The following is a 17691-nucleotide window of genomic DNA, read 5'->3' as shown; positions in this document are numbered from 1 at the left end:
TATTTTTATCCAAAAAGGGGGAGCATAGATGGAATCATTGGAAAAGTCACCGGTTAAAGAGGTCTGGGACTTGATTGATCAGCTGTTGCAAGCCAACAAAGCTCCTTATGAAGATGTGAACGCAATTTATCAGTTTCATTTAATAGATGAGGAAGATGGGCATTACCAATTAGAATTTAAAAACGGAGTAGCAATGATTTATTATACAAATGAAAAAGACCCGGACTGTATCTTGAAGATGAAAGTAAAACATTTCAAAAAATTTTTGCTCGGCAATTTAAATAGCACGACAGCTTTCATGACCGGAAAACTTAAAATTGATGGTAATATAAGTTTGGCATTAAAATTAGAAGCTATACTGAAGCAATACCAATTAGAAAGCTAAAATATTTCCTTTTTTGTATACATATAACGGGAGTATGTTGCAGATATATACATAAGCTACAAATGTCGTAGGAAGGAACTCTTATACGAAAGGGGATGTTCTTTCATGGCTAGACGTGGTGGAATGATGTCGGACCAATTGAAAGAAGAAATTGCCAAAGAGTTAGGCTTTTACGACACAGTAAAACAAGAAGGATGGGGCGGCATAAAGTCAAGAGATGCCGGGAATATGGTGAAACGTGCATTGGAAATGGCCGAGCAAAATATGAATCAAATTGGCAGACCCTAAAAGGGGTTTGCCATTTTTGTACACTAGTATTGAACGCATTCCATACCTCACAGTACAATCTTCTCGTGTTTTTGTATCCAGGCTGGCTCCTTGTGTTCGCGATAGAAGCAAATAGACACTTCGAACGCAAAACCATCTGTTCTACGGTTTTTTTGCTTATGCATGTCACCCAAACCAGTCGCCTTCGCTTTTAATTTTATGATACAATTTGGTTAATTTTATAAAGTGGGTGACGGAGATGGTTTTATTTGAAAGAGCGCCAGCCAAAATAAATTTATCGCTTGACGTCCTTGGCAAACGTGACGATGGTTACCATGAGGTTGAAATGATAATGACAGCTGTAGATTTAGCTGATCGTGTTGAATTATATTCCGTTTACGGGGATATGATTGAGGTATCCGCTGATAATCAGTATGTTCCAAATGATGAGCGGAATCTTGCTTATAAAGCAGCACTTGCTTTTAAAAATAAATACCAGATAAATTACGGCGTTAGAATTGAAATAGAAAAGAATATTCCCGTTTCGGCTGGTCTGGGTGGTGGGAGCAGTGACGCTGCTGCTGTACTGCGTGGACTGAATCGTATGTGGTCTGTTGGTGCATCTTTAGAAGAATTAGCGGAGCTAGGAGCAGGTATCGGGTCTGATGTACCATTTTGTATTTATAGTACTACTGCACTTGGTACCGGTCATGGTGAAAAAATTCGTGAATTAGCCGCACCACCGCCTTGTTTCGTTATACTAGCAAAGCCGAATATTGGAATTTCCACGCGGAGTATCTTTCAAAAAATAAATATAGAAGAAATTATGCATCCAGATACAAATGAAATCATTCGTGCTTTGGAAGAAAAAAACTTCTCCAATTTATGTGCGAATATTGGTAATGCATTGGAAACTGTGACATTTTCGTTATGTCCGAATGTACAACATATTAAGGAAAGAATGGTACAGGCCGGAGCATCTGGCGTCTTGATGAGCGGAAGTGGTCCAACTGTTGCTGGGCTTGTCGAGCACTATAGTAAAGCAAAACGTATCTATAACGGCTTAAGGGGATTTTGTGATGAGGTCTATATTGTTCAACTTCTTGATCGTCGTTAAGACTTGATTAAATACGTATAATAATGATATATTTAATAATAATTATTCGGTTTTAGAGGTGTGTTTATGAAAAGAAGTGATCGATTAGTCTCATTAACAAATTATTTTTTTGAAAATCCTAAGAAACATACGTCATTACCCTTTTTTTCTACTAAATATAATGCAGCCAAATCATCAATAAGTGAGGATTTGGTAATTGTTGACCGTGTGATGCGGGAGGAAGGAATAGGTCATTTGCAAACTCTTCCTGGTGCCTCAGGTGGTGTCAGGTATATTCCAAACCTTTCAAGGGAAAACAGCAAGCAATTTATACAGGATCTCTGTAATACGTTGGAGGACCCTGGGAGAATACTTCCTGGTGGCTACTTATATATGAGTGATATTTTAGGTGATCCAAACATGGTTAAGCAAATAGGGCGAGTTCTCGCTTCAGCCTTCTCAGACATGGAAATTAATGTTGTGGTAACAGTTGCAACGAAAGGAATTCCGCTTGCGTATGCAGTAGCATCTTTTCTGAATGTACCTGTTGTAATTGTCAGAAGGGATCCAAAAGTAACAGAAGGGTCTTCTGTAAGCATTAATTATGTTTCCGGATCATCCCGCAAGATTCAGACGATGGTGCTCCCTAAGCGAAGTTTACAGGATAATGCCAATGTTTGTATTATTGACGACTTTATGAAAGCCGGTGGCACAATTACAGGGATGACAAGCCTATTAGATGAATTTAATGCAAATGTAAAAGCTATTGGTGTTCTGGCAGAAGCGGATGATGAAGAAGATGAACGAGTAGTAGAAAATTATACTTCATTAGTTAAAATCACCAATGTAGATATTAAACAGAAAAATATTGAGGTTTTGCCTGGTAATCTGCATGCCTGAATCAAAAAAATCTTTCAATTTATGAAAGATTTTTTTTTGCAGTTTAAAAAGTATAAAAAATTTCCTACTGCATAAGTGCAACTAAGGCATTTTGCCTAAAGGATTGAACTCCAAAGTATAAGGGATTCTGAGAAAGCAACAATACGCTTTCATAAGAATTCCTTTAACGTATGCCAAGTTTTCTTAAGCTTTTTTAAGCTTTTTTAGTCTTTTTAAATTTTTTTTAAAAATAAGCAGGAATTCTCATTGTTTTGTTGAATTATTGATAATAAGTTCAAAAGGGAAAAGGTGGTGAAACATCATGGAAGTAACTGACGTAAGATTACGCCGCGTTAACACAGAGGGAAGAATGCGAGCAATTGCATCGATTACTTTGGATCAGGAGTTTGTTGTCCATGATATCCGTGTCATCGATGGGAATAATGGATTATTTGTAGCTATGCCATCCAAACGTACTCCTGACGGTGAATTCAGGGAAATTGCGCATCCCATTAATTCCAATACTCGTGCAAAAATACAGGATGCGGTACTAGAAGAATACCGTCGTGCTGGTGAAGAAGAAGTGCGATATGAAGAAGCTGGCGCTTCCTAATAACATGATCAACGAGAGGTCTAATCTGCAACCAGGTTAGCCTTCTTTTTTTGTAATTAAATATGACGGAGTGTATTTCTAAGGCTCTTTTCGTAAATTTAACCCTTGCAGATGATATAAACTGCTTCACGGTGAAAAATTTCATTAATGTTGTTTTCTCTTATTCTAATGATAGTTGAGTTCTTTGAATCGTTCAGTCAGAATACTTCGGTCTCACCGCTTCGGTATCATTGCGAAATCTGTCGCGTATTTTTCCATACCTAGAATAAAAAAGAACTGCGAGTTTCTTGGCAGTTAAGAAAGCATAAATCCTCTCTGAAGATTTAAATGTCTTATTTTAATCCATCACAATATACATTTGTTAACTTCCAGGATATAGTGTACATAATCCAGCGTAGGAGATACACGGAGACTCCTGTGGGGAACCGGCTAAAAAAGGTCACGTCCTGTGACCAACGCCGGTACTAGAACGTCCTGTTGGTCGCAGCAACAGCTGAAGATCCCGCAGGAAGTGGTTTTTGCTTCCGAGGAAGCTGAAGCGTTGCCCTAAGGTGCGCGAAGTGTATTTCCGAAGCGGTGTCGTAGCACTCAAGTATTTTTTCACAGTGCTTTTTCCAAAAATTATTAATCTCCATACGCTTGTATCTGTTGAAATCATCTCTTTTTTGAGATATATTCATAATGGATAATTAGAATGGAGGATTCTTCATGGTGAACCGTTATGCTATCATTCTTGCAGCTGGACAAGGCACAAGAATGAAGTCAAAACTATATAAAGTACTTCATCCTGTATTAGGCCGTCCAATGCTGCAGCATGTAATAGGACAATTAAATGCTGTACAGCTGGATGAAATGGTTACGATTGTGGGTCATGGTGCTGAAGAGGTGTCTGATCATATTGGAGACCAAAGCAAGTTTGTCATTCAGGAAGAACAATTAGGAACTGGACATGCAGTATTACAGGCAGAGGAATTATTAAAAGATAAAGAGGGAACAACTATTGTAGTGTGTGGAGATACTCCATTAATTACAAGCACAACATACCGGGCGCTCTTTGATCACCATGAACGAGAAGGTGCTAAGGCGACAATTTTAACAACAAAAGTTCTAAACCCTACAGGTTACGGTAGGGTTATTCGTAATGAAAATAACGAAGTAGAGCGGATTGTTGAACACAAAGATGCAGATGATCAGGAACTGTTAGTTGATGAAATCAATACGGGTACATACTGTTTTGATAACAAGGCACTATTTCAGGCTCTGCAAAAAGTTTCAAATGATAATGTGCAAGGTGAATATTATTTGCCGGATGTAATTGAAATTTTGCGAAGTCAGGACGAGAAGGTTAGTGCTTCAATCACACCAGATTTTGAAGAAACACTTGGTGTTAATGACCGTGTAGCATTAGCTAAGGCCGAAGCAACAATGAAGAAGCGTATCAATGAAAAACATATGCGAAATGGGGTTACAATTTTAGACCCTGATAACACATATATAAGTCCAGATGTTACAATTGAACAGGATGTCTTGATACATCCAGGATCGCTTATAAAGGGTAAATCGATTATAAGAACCGATGCTGAAATAGGTCCGCATAGTGAAATTATCGATTGTTCTGTTGGTGAAGCAAGTATTGTCAAACAAAGCGTTGCCAAAGATAGTAAAATAGGTAGTCGTGTACAAATTGGACCATATGCTCATATCCGACCAGAAGCATCAATCGGTGATGACACAAAAATCGGGAACTTTGTTGAAGTGAAAAAGACAGTCATCGGAGATAAAAGTAAAGTTTCCCACTTAAGTTACATTGGTGACGCAGAAGTTGGAAGTAATGTAAATATCGGTTGTGGAACGATTACGGTTAACTATGATGGGAAAAATAAATATTTAACCACAATTGAAGATGATTCCTTTATTGGCTGCAATTCCAATCTTATTGCCCCAGTTACAGTAGGGAAAGGTTCTTATGTTGCTGCAGGATCAACGATTACGAAGGATGTGCCTGAAGATTCATTATCTGTTGCACGTGCAAGACAAACGAATAAAGAAGGCTATGCATCAAGGATAAAAAACAGAAATAAAAACTAACGGAGGGTTATCTCATGGCATCTAGCTACAAGGATCGGTCTTTGAAAGTCTTTTCACTGAATTCAAATCGTCAATTAGCTGAGGACATCGCTAGCCATATTGGTACAACATTAGGTGAGTGTACGGTTTCTGCTTTTAGCGATGGTGAAATTCAAATTAATATTGAGGAAAGTATTCGCGGGTGTGATGTGTATGTCGTTCAATCAACTTGTGCTCCAGTTAACACACACATTATGGAGCTATTAATTATGATTGATGCACTAAAACGAGCTTCAGCAAGATCAATTAATATTGTTATGCCATACTACGGTTATGCTAGACAAGACCGTAAAGCAAGGTCAAGAGAACCAATTGCTGCTAAGCTTGTAGCTGATTTGCTTGAGACAGCTGGCGCTAGTCGTGTAATTACACTTGATTTACATGCACCGCAAATTCAGGGTTTCTTTAATGTTCCGATCGATCACTTGCAAGGTGTGCCAATTTTATCTAATTACTTTGAAACGAAAAGTTTTGAGGACTTAGTTATCGTCTCACCCGATCATGGTGGTGTAACACGTGCACGAAAAATGGCCGATCGCTTAAAAGCACCAATTGGTATAATCGATAAACGGCGTCCTCGTCCAAATGTTGCAGAAGTTATGAATATCGTTGGTAATATTGAAGGCAAGACAGCAATTCTTATAGATGATATTATCGATACTGCAGGTACAATTACATTGGCAGCAAATGCATTAATTGAAAATGGTGCTAAAGAAGTTTACGCCTGCTGTACACATCCTGTTTTATCAGGCCCAGCGATTGAGCGAATTGATAATTCGAAAATAAAGGAACTGATTATTACGAACTCAATTCCACTTCCTGAAGATAAACAAAGTGAAAAAATTACCGAATTGTCGGTTGCACCGTTAATTGGTGAAGCAATTATTCGTATACATGAATTGCAATCAGTAAGTATTCTATTCGATTAAACGTTTAAGATGATAAAAATACGGGAATAAAAAATGCGTAGAAATTTTGTCTATTACTAAAATTATGTTTTAATAGTAAGAGATGATTAGCAAACTTGGGCTTATCACTACCTAATGGTAAGCTTTAGTTGCTAGGAAAGATTTTTGCCATATAAACTTGGTCAAGTACCAAGTTTTTAAATAATGGAGGGTGATAAACATGGCAGTAAAACTAAAAGCAACAAAACGGGAAGATCATTCAAAATCTGCAACAAAACAAATCCGTGAAAGTGGAGATGTTCCATCTGTTGTATACGGGAAAGATAAGGAAGCTAAAGCGATTGCTGTAAATAGCATTGACTTAGTAAAAACTGTTCGTGACGAAGGCAGAAACGCAATAATTTCACTTGAAATTGAGGGTGATAAAGCCGAAGATGTAATGCTGCACGAATATCAAATGGATTCAATTAAAGATGAATTAATTCATGCTGATTTCTATATCGTGAATATGGCTGAAGAAATGGACGTAGAAGTACCATTAAATCTCGAGGGCGAGGCATTTGGCGCTAAAGAAGGCGGTGTCCTGCAGCAGCCATTGTTTGAATTACAGGTAAGAGCGAAACCAGCAGATATTCCAGAGCAAATCTCTGTTGATGTTTCAGAACTTGGAATCGGTGATACGATTGCAATTGCCGATTTACCAAAAGCAAGTAAATATGAATTTCTAGAAGATGCAGATACCACTGTTGCAACGGTAGTACCACCAGATACACTGGATGAAACTGAAGAGGAAGCAGATGAAAATGCTGAACCTGAACTAGTTGGTGCGAAGGACGATGAAGAAGAGTAAATAATTTTGACTATAAGCATATGAACCCTCCTATTCTGTATAGGAGGGTTTTGCTTTATTTTCTGACATAAAGACAGTACAATATAAAAAGTTAGATAAACTAGTCCATAAAGGAAGTAGCAAAATGAAATGTATCGTTGGGTTAGGAAATCCAGGAAGAAAATTTAAAAAAACACGCCATAATATTGGATTTATGGTAATTGATGAATTAGTGGATCGCCACAATTGGAAACTAAAGAAGGACAAGTTCAATGGAAAATCAACGGTTGAGTTTCTTGGAAATGAAAAAGTTATTCTCCTGCAGCCACAAACATATATGAACCTCTCGGGTGGATCTATTCGTCCGTTAATTGACTTTTATAATATTGCTGTTGATGATGTTCTTGTGATTTATGATGACCTCGACCTTCCAACAGGTAAAATCCGGTTACGTCAAAAAGGCAGTCACGGCGGTCATAATGGAATTCGTTCCACTATTGAACATTTAGGTACCAAAGAATTTAAACGGCTTAGAATTGGTATTGGACGTCCTTCAGGTCAAATGCAAGTAGTTGATTATGTACTTGGATCATTTCCGAAAGAAAAACATGAAGCGGTTGATTCCGGTATTCAAAAAGCAGCAGACGCATGTGAAGCATGGTTAGAAAAGTCGTTTTCTGAAGTAATGAATGAATTTAATAATTAAAACCACATATAGTATAAAAAGATGCTTTTCGGATAAACTTTATTGTACCCCATGTTTATTCGAGGAGGTTTTTTGTATGTCTATTGTCTATAAATGCAGACATTGTGGACATGAAATTGGTAAATTAAATCAGCAAGTAATAGATACGTCGATGCTGGGATGGAATAAATTATCAACTGAGGATAAACAAGAAATGATTCACTATCAGAATAATGGTGATGTTCATATTCAAACCATTTGTGAAAACTGTGAAGAATCGCTTGGCAGCCATCCACAGTATCATGAGTTAGACTATTTCATACAATAACATACGCAAGATAGCTTTGGTTATTTCATAAACGTTAGTGATCGCTTAGCAATGTAAGTACAGGAAAGAAATACTACTAGTTGCTATGCGATACAACTCAACGCTAGCCAAGGCATTTTTGCACTTAAGCAGGTGGGGAAAAATGAAAGGGATTAATGATTATCTACGTTCAAAAGAAGATGTTGAATCAATAATTAACGGAATTTCTGGAGGGATGAAAGAACAGCTTGTTGCGGGGTTGTCAGGTTCTGCAAGAAGTTTACTTGTATCTATTATTAATGAATCATTACATAAACCAGTCTTACTTATCACACATCAACTTGTACAAGCGCAGCAGTTGTATGATGATTTGGCAGAGTTTATGGGTGATGAACAAATACATTTGTATCCTGTCAATGAATTGATTGCATCAGAGATTGCTGTCGCCAGTCCTGAATTAAGAAGCCAGCGAATAGATGCGTTGACTGAGTGGTCACAGAAAAAATCAGGTATTTTAATTGCTCCGGTAGCTGCCTTAAAACGTATTTTGCCACCAGCAAGTTATTGGCGTGATTATCAGTTACGTTTTACCTTTGGCGAGGATATTGATGTTGAAAAATACCTATCATCTTTGGTAGATATGGGATATGAACGGACAACTATGGTCACAGCACCTGGAGAATTCAGTCGCCGAGGCGGTATTATAGATATATATCCTGTAACGGAATTGAACCCAGTCCGTATTGAGTTATTTGACGACGAAATAGACTCCATACGTTTTTTTGATGTGGACTCACAGCGGTCCTTGGAAAAAAAGAAGGAAATAACAATTGGCCCCGCTACTGAGCTTCTGTTAAGTGAACAAGATATGGTAACGGGGGCACAACGTGTAGAAAAGGCGCTATCTGAATCGCTGAAGAAATTAAAAAAACCGGAAGCGAAAGAAACCCTGATTGAAGTAATGGAACACGATATTGAACGATTAAAGAATCTTGAACGATTTCAGGAAATGTATAAATATATTGGCTTTCTGTATAATAATCCTGCTAGTTTGTTAGATTATTTACCTGCAGACGGTATGGTAATTATGGATGAAATGAGCAGAATCCAAGAAACAGCAACACATTTGGATTCAGAGGAAGCAGAATGGTACAGCAACCTATTAGAGACGAACAAAATGGTGCGAGGTAGTAGGTTTTCCTTTGATTGGCATACAGTATGGGAAAACATGACGCAACAGCGTCTTTATATGTCGGTTTTTTTACGACATATACCGAATACACAACCGCAAAATATTATAAATTTGTCCTCTCGAGCTATGCAGGAGTTTCATGGGCAAATGAATTTGTTTCAGAATGAATTAAAACGTTGGGAAAAAGGTGATTTTTCTGTTGTCGTTTTGGCGCCAAACGAAAAAAGGGCTGAAAAAATTCATTCCATTTTTTTAGACTATGATATTGATTCAGTTGTTTCAAGTAAGCTGGAGCTTCCTGTTACTAAACCAACGATAGCTGTTGGTAATATCAGCAGTGGTATTGAAATGCCGATGCACAAATTGGTGTTAATTACGGAAAATGAATTATTTAAAAAGAAAATGAAACGTACACGTAAGAAGCAAAAGATCTCTAATGCTGAACGTATTAAGGACTATCAGGAGTTGAAAGTTGGAGACTATGTTGTTCATGCTAACCATGGAATTGGAAAGTATTTAGGTATCGAAACACTTGAGGTTAGTGACATGCATAAGGATTATATGCTGATTAAATACTCTGGTGATGATAAACTCTTCGTTCCGATTGATCAGATAGATTTAGTACAGAAATTCGTTGGCTCAGAAGGTAAGGAACCGAGATTATATAAACTAGGTGGAAGTGAATGGACGAAAGTAAAACGTAAAGTACAATCGTCCGTGGAAGATATCGCTGATGACCTAATTAAGCTATATGCTGAACGTGAAGCACGAAAAGGTTATTCATTCAGTGAAGATACAGAAATGCAACGAGAATTTGAAGCTTCCTTTGCATACCAGGAAACCGAAGATCAGATAAGGTGTATTGAAGAAATCAAGCATGATATGGAAAGAGAACGTCCAATGGATCGGCTGCTTTGTGGTGATGTTGGTTATGGGAAAACGGAAGTAGCCATTCGTGCAGCCTTCAAAGCGGTGGCGGATGGAAAACAAGTGGCTATCTTAGTTCCAACGACAATATTGGCGCAGCAACATTTTGAAACCATTAGTGAGCGGTACTTAGATCATGCGGTAAATATCGGTATATTAAGTAGATTTCGAACGAAAAAGCAACAGAAGGAAACAATGGATGGGCTTCGAAAAGGGTTGGTCGACATAGTAATCGGAACACACCGTTTACTATCAAAAGACGTTCAATTTCGTGAATTAGGACTGCTCGTTGTTGATGAAGAACAGCGCTTTGGTGTGAAACATAAAGAAAAGATTAAAGAGCTTAAAACAAATGTTGATGTACTTACATTAACAGCAACACCGATTCCAAGAACACTTCACATGTCGATGCTAGGAGTCCGTGATTTATCTGTAATTGAAACACCGCCAGAAAATCGTTTTCCGATCCAGACGTATGTAATGGAATATAATCCAATTTTCATTCGAGAGGCAATTGAACGGGAAATGTCACGAGGCGGACAAGTATTTTTCCTCTATAATCGTGTCGAAAATATTGATAGTGTAGCGCGTGACCTTGGTATGCTTGTTGATGATGCAAGAATAGCTGTTGCTCATGGCCAGATGAATGAGACAGAGTTGGAAAATGTTATATTTGCCTTTTTGGAAGGTGAGTATGATGTACTTGTTAGTACAACAATTATTGAGACAGGTGTTGATATTCCAAATGTTAATACATTAATAGTTAATGATGCTGATCGAATGGGCTTAAGTCAGTTGTATCAGCTTAGAGGGCGTGTAGGCAGGTCGAACCGAGTAGCATATGCATATTTCACCTACCAGAAGGATAAGGTACTTACTGAAATTGCTGAAAAACGTTTGCAAGCGATTAAAGAGTTTACGGAGCTTGGTTCTGGATTTAAAATCGCCATGCGTGATTTGTCAATACGTGGTGCTGGGAACTTATTAGGGTCACAACAACACGGCTTTATTGATTCGGTAGGATTTGATATGTATTCCCAAATGCTGAAAGATGCAATTGACGCACGTAAGTATGGAAAAGAACTCGATGAAATTAAGGCATTTGAACCAGAATTAACACTTAATCTTGACGCTTATATTCCTGATACCTATATCAAGGATGAAAAACAAAAAATTGAAATGTATAAACAATTTCAAACAATCGATTCATCGGATGACATTGAAGATTTACGAGATGAATTAATCGATCGATTTGGTGATTATCCAGAAGAAGTGGAGCATTTATTCGTAGTATCATCGTTAAAAAGGTTAGCGAAGCAACAACGAGTCGAAACGATAAGTGAAAAGAATAAAAAAATCGAATTGCTTGTAGATGGTGACCGCAGTCAGCAGATTGATGGATCGAAATTATTCGAGCTTGCAAATAGTTTCGGTCGCGACGTCCAGCTTGGGACGGAAGGAAGTAATTTAAAGGTGATATTCAAATGGACACGTGATACACATCACCAACGTTATGAAATAGTCGAAAACTTTATCGCACAATTGTCAGAAGTCAATAGGGATGATTAGAAAATCCCACTGTATGATGTATAGTTCTTAGAAGTTGATTTATACTATAGGCACAACTGGTGTTTTTTTCACATTGAGGTAAACATTGAAATTACATACACCAGAGACAATCATCATAGGAAAGTGAGGCTTCATAATGAAGGCAACAGGAATTGTACGTCGAATTGATGATTTAGGCAGAGTAGTTATCCCAAAAGAAATCAGACGAACATTGCGTATTCGTGAAGGAGATCCATTAGAAATATTTGTTGATCGTGAAGGTGAAGTAATTTTAAAGAAATATTCACCTATTAATGAACTGGGGAGTTTTGCAAAGGAATACGCAGAAGCATTATTTGACTCATTGCACTATCCTGTTTTAATTTGTGATCGCGATGAAGTTATAGCTGTAGCTGGTGAATCAAAAAAAGATTATTTAAATAAAAGTATAGGGAAACAACTCGAAAAGACGATGGAAGATCGGTTACTCGTATTTGAAACAGAACAAGCTACACTAGAAATCACCCAAGGAAAAGATGAAGAAATTGATTCGTATTGCATTAGCCCTATTATAGCAAATGGTGACCCGATTGGCTGTGTCATGATGTTTTCAAGAGATGGCAAAAAGCTTAGTAATGTCGAACAAAAAAGTACTGAAACGGCTTCAAGCTTTTTGGCCAAGCAAATGGAATAGTTGTAGGTAAGAACAAAGGCCAGTTAGCAAAATTACTGGTTTTTGTTCTTTTTTTACGGCTGTTTTTTGCTGTAATTGTATAAACTGCATCACAGTAGAAATTTTCCCTTGTGCTAATTTCCATTGTTCTAATTATGGTTGAGTGCTCAACAGTCACTCATCAAGGTTATGAGAACGCGAATGCTTTTCAAAAAGCGGGAACCGTGTCTTCATCAGGGTTATGAGAACCGGAATGCTGTTCAAATAGCGTATAATGGTCACTCTCAGGGATGAGATTCACTACTTGGAAATACAACAATGTATTTGAAAGCTAATAGGTCCCCTCCACCTACTATCGTTTGTGAATGAACAAAAAGTGGCATTGTTAGATAAAAATTTTTTTTGCAGGTGCCACTTTTCACACGCAAGGCTCGATTGTACTAGTAAGAATGGTAGGATAGCTGGTATGCTATAATTGTTTAAAAATGGTTAGAAAACTTGGCTTATCGCCTAGTCTTTATATAGATAAGCCTTAGTTGTACTTATGCAGTAAGAAAGTATTTATACTTTCTTAACTGCCATAGAAAGGCGTTTTTCATGGACGGGAATGAGACCAACAAATTAGTAAAAGGTGCATTGCTTCTTACATTGGCAGGATTAATAAGTAAGGTACTGAGTGCCGGCTATCGGATTCCACTGCAGAATCTGACAGGGGATATGGGTTTTTATATCTATCAACAAGTTTATCCGTTCCTTGGTATTGCTTTGATTTTGTCATTATACGGATTTCCTTCAGCTATATCGAAAATTACTGTGGATTTAAAAGCACAGGGGATGGGGCCGTCGTTTGCCCGTTTTTATGTACCCATATTTTTGCTTTTATTTTCCATTAGCAGTGGTATTTTTTTATTCCTATTTTTTAATGCACAGGAAATTGCTGTGTGGGTGGGCGATGCAAATTTAAAAGATACATATGAATTAGCTGCTTTTGCCTTCTTACTCATTCCTTTTTCAGCTCTGTTAAGAGGCGTGTTTCAAGGAATGAAGCAAATGAAGCCCACAGCATATTCGCAGGTTGGCGAACAATTCATTCGTGTATTCCTAATTATTTTAGCAGCGGTATTCATTTTTATTAAATCAGGTGATATATATAGCATTGGACAAGCTGCAGCAATTGCTTCATTGTTTGGAGCATTAGCTGCAATTTTCATACTTGGTTTCTTTTTTATAAGAATGAAGCCTACAGTGAATCAGCATTTTGATATTCCATGGAATTACTATATCAGTACATTATTAATCTTTGGCATGATAGCTGCGTTAAACCACATGCTATTAATTATTATTCAATTTGCCGATACGTTTACGCTTGTTCCTGGTCTTATGGAGCATGGATTGTCAGATGTTGATGCAATGGAGGCAAAAGGAGTGTTTGATCGAGGCCAGCCTTTGATACAGCTTGGAACTGTTTTAGGATCTTCATTTGCTCTAGCATTGATACCAACGATTTCCAGGCGTAAGCTTGATAGTGATCCCAAAGCATTTCACGCATATATTGAAAGTGCACTAGTCGTAAGTTTTTACTTAGCTATTGGTGCGACAATTGGGTTAATTATTATTTTTCCAGAAGCGAATACACTGTTATTTCAGAACGGAAAGGGTACGGCAAGTTTACAGATTCTAGTCATTTCTATTTTTTTAAGTTCGATCGCAATTACTGCTGCATCTATTCTTCAAGGATTAGGGTATATTAAAAGGACAGCGGGATTTATACTTGTTGCCTTTTTCATAAAATGGATTACCAATCAGGCTCTTGTGCCATTGTTTGGAATAATGGGCAGTGCCATTGCTACGGTGTTCAGTCTGACAATACTTGCTGTACTTATGCTGTTGGCATTGAAAAGAAAGCTGCCAAATCTGAAGGTAGAAAAGCATATCAATTGGCGTGCATTTACCATAGCTGCAACAGGAATGATTATCTATATATTTTTAATAGATAATCTCTTGCCTGGCAGTTCATCACGTTTTGGTTTACTGCTATATGTATTATTTGTCGTAATAACTGGAGCGCTTCTCTACATTATTTTGTTATTAAGGTTTAGGGCGTTTACTAACCAAGAAATATCGATGCTCCCATTAGTACCGATATTGACCAGAATCCATAGAGGGAGGGAATATAGTGGGAAACAAGATTGAAATTATCGGCCTTGGGTCAGGAGACCTTGACCAGCTGCCGCTTGGAATTTATAAAAAATTATCGAATACAAGCAATTCTATTTTTGCGCGAACTATCAATCACCCGGTGATAAATACCTTGCAGGATGAGGGGGTAATATTTACATCGTTTGATGAAATCTATCAAACAACGGAACAATTCGATGAAGTATATCGTCGTATTGTGGATTCATTAATTGAAGAGTCCCACCAATCACCCGTTATCTACGCAGTGCCCGGCCATCCTATGCTTGCTGAAAAAACTGTTCAACTGTTGCTGGATCAGGATGAAGTATTGGTGGAAGTCATTGGTGGACAAAGCTATCTGGATGATTTGTTTACATCATTACGAATTGATCCAATCGAAGGATTTCAGTTTATTGATGGAACAGGGTTTAACCGCAACCAGTTAAATTACCGGCAGCATATCATTTTTTGTCAGGTCTATGATCAGTTTATCGCGTCAAATGTAAAATTGGAGTTGCTTGAGGATTTGCCTGCAAGCTATCAAGTAACGATAGTTGAAGCGGCTGGCAGTAACCAGGAAAAAATTACGAAAGTCCCTTTAGAGGAACTTGATTATTCATTGAAAGTTAATAATTTAACTTCCGTTTATATCCCTCCAGCCCCTGCATATATGCTTAACCATACGTTTTCAAGATTGCGGGAAGTAATTGCTGTATTGCGTGGACCTAATGGATGCCCATGGGATAAAAAACAAACACATGAAACACTACGTGAGTATGCAATCGAGGAAGTATACGAAGTAATAGAAGCAATTGATAATCAGGATGATGAAGGCATTGTGGAAGAGTTAGGTGATCTTCTATTGCAAGTATTGCTTCATAGTCAAATTGGCGAGGATGACGGATATTTTACAGTTGATGACGTTATTCGTTCGATTACGGATAAAATGATTCATCGCCATCCACATATTTTTGCTGACAAAACAGTCGAATCTATTGAGGATGTATACAAGACATGGGATGCAATAAAGCAGGAAGAAAAAGGAGACTATCGTAAATCGGTGCTGGATGGTATTCCCGCTGGTTTACCAGCATTAGCAAGAGCATTCAAACTTCAGAAAAAAGCAGCTAAAACAGGGTTTGATTGGGTTGATATAAAGGATATATGGAAGAAGCTGCAGGAAGAGCTGGATGAGGTTGATGAAGCCATTGTAAGCCAAGACAAATCAGAAATAGAAAAAGAACTAGGCGATGTTCTATTTGTACTTGCAAACATATCAAGGTATTATAAAGTAAATCCGGAAATTGCTTTAAATCTAACGAACCAGAAGTTTCATTCACGATTCTCCTACATTGAGGAACAATTGGAGAGCCAGGGGAAAGACCTTTATGAAACAACCTTGGAAGAAATGGACTACTACTGGAACCAAGCAAAAAGAAGAGAGTGATAGAATTGCGTTTAGACAAATTTTTAAAGGTTACAAGACTAATTAAACGCCGTACAATGGCAAAAGAAGTAGCTGATCAAGGTCGGATTACCATTAACGGTAACAAGGCTAAGGCATCATCAATTGTATCTGTTGGCGATGAACTGGTCATTAAGTTCGGGCAAAAGTTGGTAACACTCGAAGTGAATGCCTTAAAAGAAGCTGTGAAAAAAGACGAAGCAGAAATGCTCTATAAAGTAATTAAGGAAGAGAAAGTTAATTAGAATAGTTCTACACTTGTCCTTCTAATCATACAGTAATAATGATAAGGAGGGCGATATGTATGAATTACTATGAAAAAGATAGTGTTACACGTGTCCAGCAGGAACATGTTGTGAAAGTTAATAATCGAAAAGAATTGGAAATAACCGGTGTTAAAGAAGTTGATAGTTTTGATAATGAAGAGTTTTTATTAGAAACTGTTTTGGGGTACTTGATTGTTCGAGGACAGAATTTACAATTGAAAAATCTGGACGTTGGGGAAGGTTTAGTCTCAATCAAAGGTAAAATATATGAGCTTTCCTATGTGGATGAACATCAGCAGGAGAAAGCTAAAGGATTCTTTAGCAAGCTATTCAAATGACACTTAGCGTTCAATTCCTGACCATGCTTTCTATGGTTTTAGGTGGCTTCTATTTGGGTATAATAAACGATACCTATCGCAGGTTTTCAATCCACTGGAAGCAAAATAAAATTCTTTCTTATTTCATGGAAATTAGTTTCTGGCTAACTCAGACTATGTTATTATACTATCTGTTATTCCGAGTAAATAGTGGAGAGCTACGCTTTTATGTGTTTATTGCCTGTTTACTCGGCTTTTCTGTCTACCAGGTAACAACTGCAGGTGCGTATAAGCAACTGCTGGAACATATAATTCGAATTGGGTTGAAGATTTATCAATTTATTGAAAAATTGGTACAAGTACTCTTTATTACGCCAATAAAGTTTATTGTTCACTTGCTGATAGTATCTCTTTTGTTCATCGGAAATGTGCTATTCACCATCATTCGATATACGTTTAAGTTGATTTATATTCCATTATCTTGGGTATTTCAGACTCTTTTCCGTTTGCTGCCAAAAAATATCCAAAATAATTTACACAAAATTGCAGGGTTTTATAGTACAATAGAGAATATATTTAAGAAATGGATGAAAAATATTTTGTTTAAGAGGAGGTAGTTGCCTATGCCTACAAAAAAGAAAACAGTAACAAGATTGGATTCGAATTACGTTGAACAGTACGATGCATACATAGAAAGACAAAAGAGAAAAAAACAGCGTCTTATTCGCCGTCTAGTATTATTTTCTGTTGTCGTATTAGTTGTGATTGGAAGCATGGCAACATACCACTTTAAACAAGTTTCGCTTCAGGAAAAAAAAGAAGAACAATATAATCAAATGGAAGAGAAATTAGCTACTATGGAAAATGAGGAAGAAAACCTTCGTGAAGAAATTAAGTTGCTGAATAATGAAGAGTATATACTAGAGATTGCTCGAACGAACTATTTCCTATCAAAAGAAGGGGAATTAATATTTAAAATTCCTGATGAGGAGCCATCTTATTGACACACTTTTACAAGCTTAGCTATAA

18 protein-coding genes are annotated in these 17691 nt (G+C 37.4%); all 18 read left to right on the top strand.

What is annotated here, in order from left to right; genetic code table 11:
* Positions 1-28: 28 nt before the first annotated feature.
* Positions 29-385: an SCP2 sterol-binding domain-containing protein gene (locus BLS02_RS00185; protein ID WP_092490954.1), complete on the top strand. Its 357-nt coding sequence runs from the start codon at positions 29-31 to the stop codon at positions 383-385.
* Positions 386-490: 105 nt separating this feature from the next.
* On the top strand, positions 491-673 hold the full coding sequence (locus tag BLS02_RS00180; RefSeq protein WP_092490953.1) for a small, acid-soluble spore protein, alpha/beta type: 183 nt from the start codon (positions 491-493) through the stop codon (positions 671-673).
* A 238-nt stretch (positions 674-911) separates the two neighbouring features.
* Positions 912-1769 (top strand): 4-(cytidine 5'-diphospho)-2-C-methyl-D-erythritol kinase, encoded by an 858-nt coding sequence (ispE, locus tag BLS02_RS00175; protein WP_092490952.1) that lies wholly within the window; start codon positions 912-914, stop codon positions 1767-1769.
* Between the two features lie 66 nt (positions 1770-1835).
* On the top strand, positions 1836-2648 hold the full coding sequence (gene purR / locus BLS02_RS00170; RefSeq protein WP_092490951.1) for a pur operon repressor: 813 nt from the start codon (positions 1836-1838) through the stop codon (positions 2646-2648).
* Positions 2649-2949: 301 nt separating this feature from the next.
* Entirely contained in the window at positions 2950-3240 is a 291-nt protein-coding gene (gene spoVG, locus BLS02_RS00165; RefSeq protein ID WP_092490950.1) for a septation regulator SpoVG, read from the top strand.
* A gap of 708 nt (positions 3241-3948) precedes the next feature.
* A complete protein-coding gene (gene glmU / locus BLS02_RS00160) occupies positions 3949-5328 on the top strand; it encodes a bifunctional UDP-N-acetylglucosamine diphosphorylase/glucosamine-1-phosphate N-acetyltransferase GlmU (RefSeq protein ID WP_092490949.1) in 1380 nt (459 codons plus the stop codon).
* A 14-nt stretch (positions 5329-5342) separates the two neighbouring features.
* Positions 5343-6296: a ribose-phosphate diphosphokinase gene (locus tag BLS02_RS00155; RefSeq protein WP_092490948.1), complete on the top strand. Its 954-nt coding sequence runs from the start codon at positions 5343-5345 to the stop codon at positions 6294-6296.
* 199 nt (positions 6297-6495) lie between these two features.
* A complete protein-coding gene (locus tag BLS02_RS00150) occupies positions 6496-7125 on the top strand; it encodes a 50S ribosomal protein L25/general stress protein Ctc (protein ID WP_092490947.1) in 630 nt (209 codons plus the stop codon).
* Positions 7126-7249: 124 nt separating this feature from the next.
* Positions 7250-7810 (top strand): aminoacyl-tRNA hydrolase, encoded by a 561-nt coding sequence (gene pth / locus BLS02_RS00145; RefSeq protein WP_092490946.1) that lies wholly within the window; start codon positions 7250-7252, stop codon positions 7808-7810.
* Positions 7811-7886: 76 nt separating this feature from the next.
* Positions 7887-8117 carry an anti-sigma-F factor Fin gene (locus tag BLS02_RS00140; RefSeq protein WP_092490945.1) on the top strand — a complete coding sequence of 77 codons (231 nt, stop codon included), beginning with the start codon at positions 7887-7889 and terminating at the stop codon, positions 8115-8117.
* Between the two features lie 142 nt (positions 8118-8259).
* Positions 8260-11784 (top strand): transcription-repair coupling factor, encoded by a 3525-nt coding sequence (gene mfd / locus BLS02_RS00135; RefSeq protein WP_092490944.1) that lies wholly within the window; start codon positions 8260-8262, stop codon positions 11782-11784.
* Positions 11785-11920: 136 nt separating this feature from the next.
* Positions 11921-12457 (top strand): stage V sporulation protein T, encoded by a 537-nt coding sequence (gene spoVT, locus BLS02_RS00130; RefSeq protein WP_092490943.1) that lies wholly within the window; start codon positions 11921-11923, stop codon positions 12455-12457.
* 576 nt (positions 12458-13033) lie between these two features.
* Positions 13034-14629 (top strand): putative polysaccharide biosynthesis protein, encoded by a 1596-nt coding sequence (locus BLS02_RS00125; protein ID WP_092490942.1) that lies wholly within the window; start codon positions 13034-13036, stop codon positions 14627-14629.
* On the top strand, positions 14613-16061 hold the full coding sequence (gene mazG / locus BLS02_RS00120; RefSeq protein ID WP_092490941.1) for a bifunctional methyltransferase/pyrophosphohydrolase YabN: 1449 nt from the start codon (positions 14613-14615) through the stop codon (positions 16059-16061). The genes BLS02_RS00125 and mazG overlap by 17 nt, the downstream gene beginning before the upstream one ends.
* Before the next feature lie 5 nt (positions 16062-16066).
* On the top strand, positions 16067-16324 hold the full coding sequence (locus tag BLS02_RS00115; protein WP_092490940.1) for an RNA-binding S4 domain-containing protein: 258 nt from the start codon (positions 16067-16069) through the stop codon (positions 16322-16324).
* 59 nt (positions 16325-16383) lie between these two features.
* A complete protein-coding gene (gene yabP / locus BLS02_RS00110) occupies positions 16384-16683 on the top strand; it encodes a sporulation protein YabP (RefSeq protein ID WP_092490939.1) in 300 nt (99 codons plus the stop codon).
* On the top strand, positions 16680-17279 hold the full coding sequence (gene yabQ / locus BLS02_RS00105) for a spore cortex biosynthesis protein YabQ (protein ID WP_092490938.1): 600 nt from the start codon (positions 16680-16682) through the stop codon (positions 17277-17279). Before yabP ends, yabQ begins: the two co-directional genes overlap by 4 nt.
* A gap of 6 nt (positions 17280-17285) precedes the next feature.
* A complete protein-coding gene (locus tag BLS02_RS00100) occupies positions 17286-17666 on the top strand; it encodes an FtsB family cell division protein (protein ID WP_092490937.1) in 381 nt (126 codons plus the stop codon).
* Positions 17667-17691: the final 25 nt, after the last annotated feature.

The sequence above is a fragment of the Virgibacillus salinus genome (assembly GCF_900102415.1).
GTDB classification, from domain to species: domain Bacteria; phylum Bacillota; class Bacilli; order Bacillales; family Amphibacillaceae; genus Lentibacillus; species Lentibacillus subterraneus.
The sequence above is the reverse complement of the archived record's forward strand: the minus strand, read 5'-3'. Positions and strand labels throughout refer to the sequence as shown.

What these genes read in the sequence shown, in the direction of transcription:
- BLS02_RS00155 (WP_092490948.1), top strand. Translation starts at nt 5,343, where the DNA reads ATGGCATCTAGCTACAAGGATCGGTCTTTGAAAGTCTTTTCACTGAAT.
- spoVT (WP_092490943.1), top strand. Translation starts at nt 11,921, where the DNA reads ATGAAGGCAACAGGAATTGTACGTCGAATTGATGATTTAGGCAGAGTA.
- BLS02_RS00125 (WP_092490942.1), top strand. Translation starts at nt 13,034, where the DNA reads ATGGACGGGAATGAGACCAACAAATTAGTAAAAGGTGCATTGCTTCTT.
- yabP (WP_092490939.1), top strand. Translation starts at nt 16,384, where the DNA reads ATGAATTACTATGAAAAAGATAGTGTTACACGTGTCCAGCAGGAACAT.
- BLS02_RS00180 (WP_092490953.1), top strand. Translation starts at nt 491, where the DNA reads ATGGCTAGACGTGGTGGAATGATGTCGGACCAATTGAAAGAAGAAATT.
- glmU (WP_092490949.1), top strand. Translation starts at nt 3,949, where the DNA reads ATGGTGAACCGTTATGCTATCATTCTTGCAGCTGGACAAGGCACAAGA.
- purR (WP_092490951.1), top strand. Translation starts at nt 1,836, where the DNA reads ATGAAAAGAAGTGATCGATTAGTCTCATTAACAAATTATTTTTTTGAA.
- spoVG (WP_092490950.1), top strand. Translation starts at nt 2,950, where the DNA reads ATGGAAGTAACTGACGTAAGATTACGCCGCGTTAACACAGAGGGAAGA.
- BLS02_RS00150 (WP_092490947.1), top strand. Translation starts at nt 6,496, where the DNA reads ATGGCAGTAAAACTAAAAGCAACAAAACGGGAAGATCATTCAAAATCT.
- ispE (WP_092490952.1), top strand. Translation starts at nt 912, where the DNA reads ATGGTTTTATTTGAAAGAGCGCCAGCCAAAATAAATTTATCGCTTGAC.
- yabQ (WP_092490938.1), top strand. Translation starts at nt 16,680, where the DNA reads ATGACACTTAGCGTTCAATTCCTGACCATGCTTTCTATGGTTTTAGGT.
- mfd (WP_092490944.1), top strand. Translation starts at nt 8,260, where the DNA reads ATGAAAGGGATTAATGATTATCTACGTTCAAAAGAAGATGTTGAATCA.
- pth (WP_092490946.1), top strand. Translation starts at nt 7,250, where the DNA reads ATGAAATGTATCGTTGGGTTAGGAAATCCAGGAAGAAAATTTAAAAAA.
- BLS02_RS00140 (WP_092490945.1), top strand. Translation starts at nt 7,887, where the DNA reads ATGTCTATTGTCTATAAATGCAGACATTGTGGACATGAAATTGGTAAA.
- BLS02_RS00100 (WP_092490937.1), top strand. Translation starts at nt 17,286, where the DNA reads ATGCCTACAAAAAAGAAAACAGTAACAAGATTGGATTCGAATTACGTT.
- BLS02_RS00185 (WP_092490954.1), top strand. Translation starts at nt 29, where the DNA reads ATGGAATCATTGGAAAAGTCACCGGTTAAAGAGGTCTGGGACTTGATT.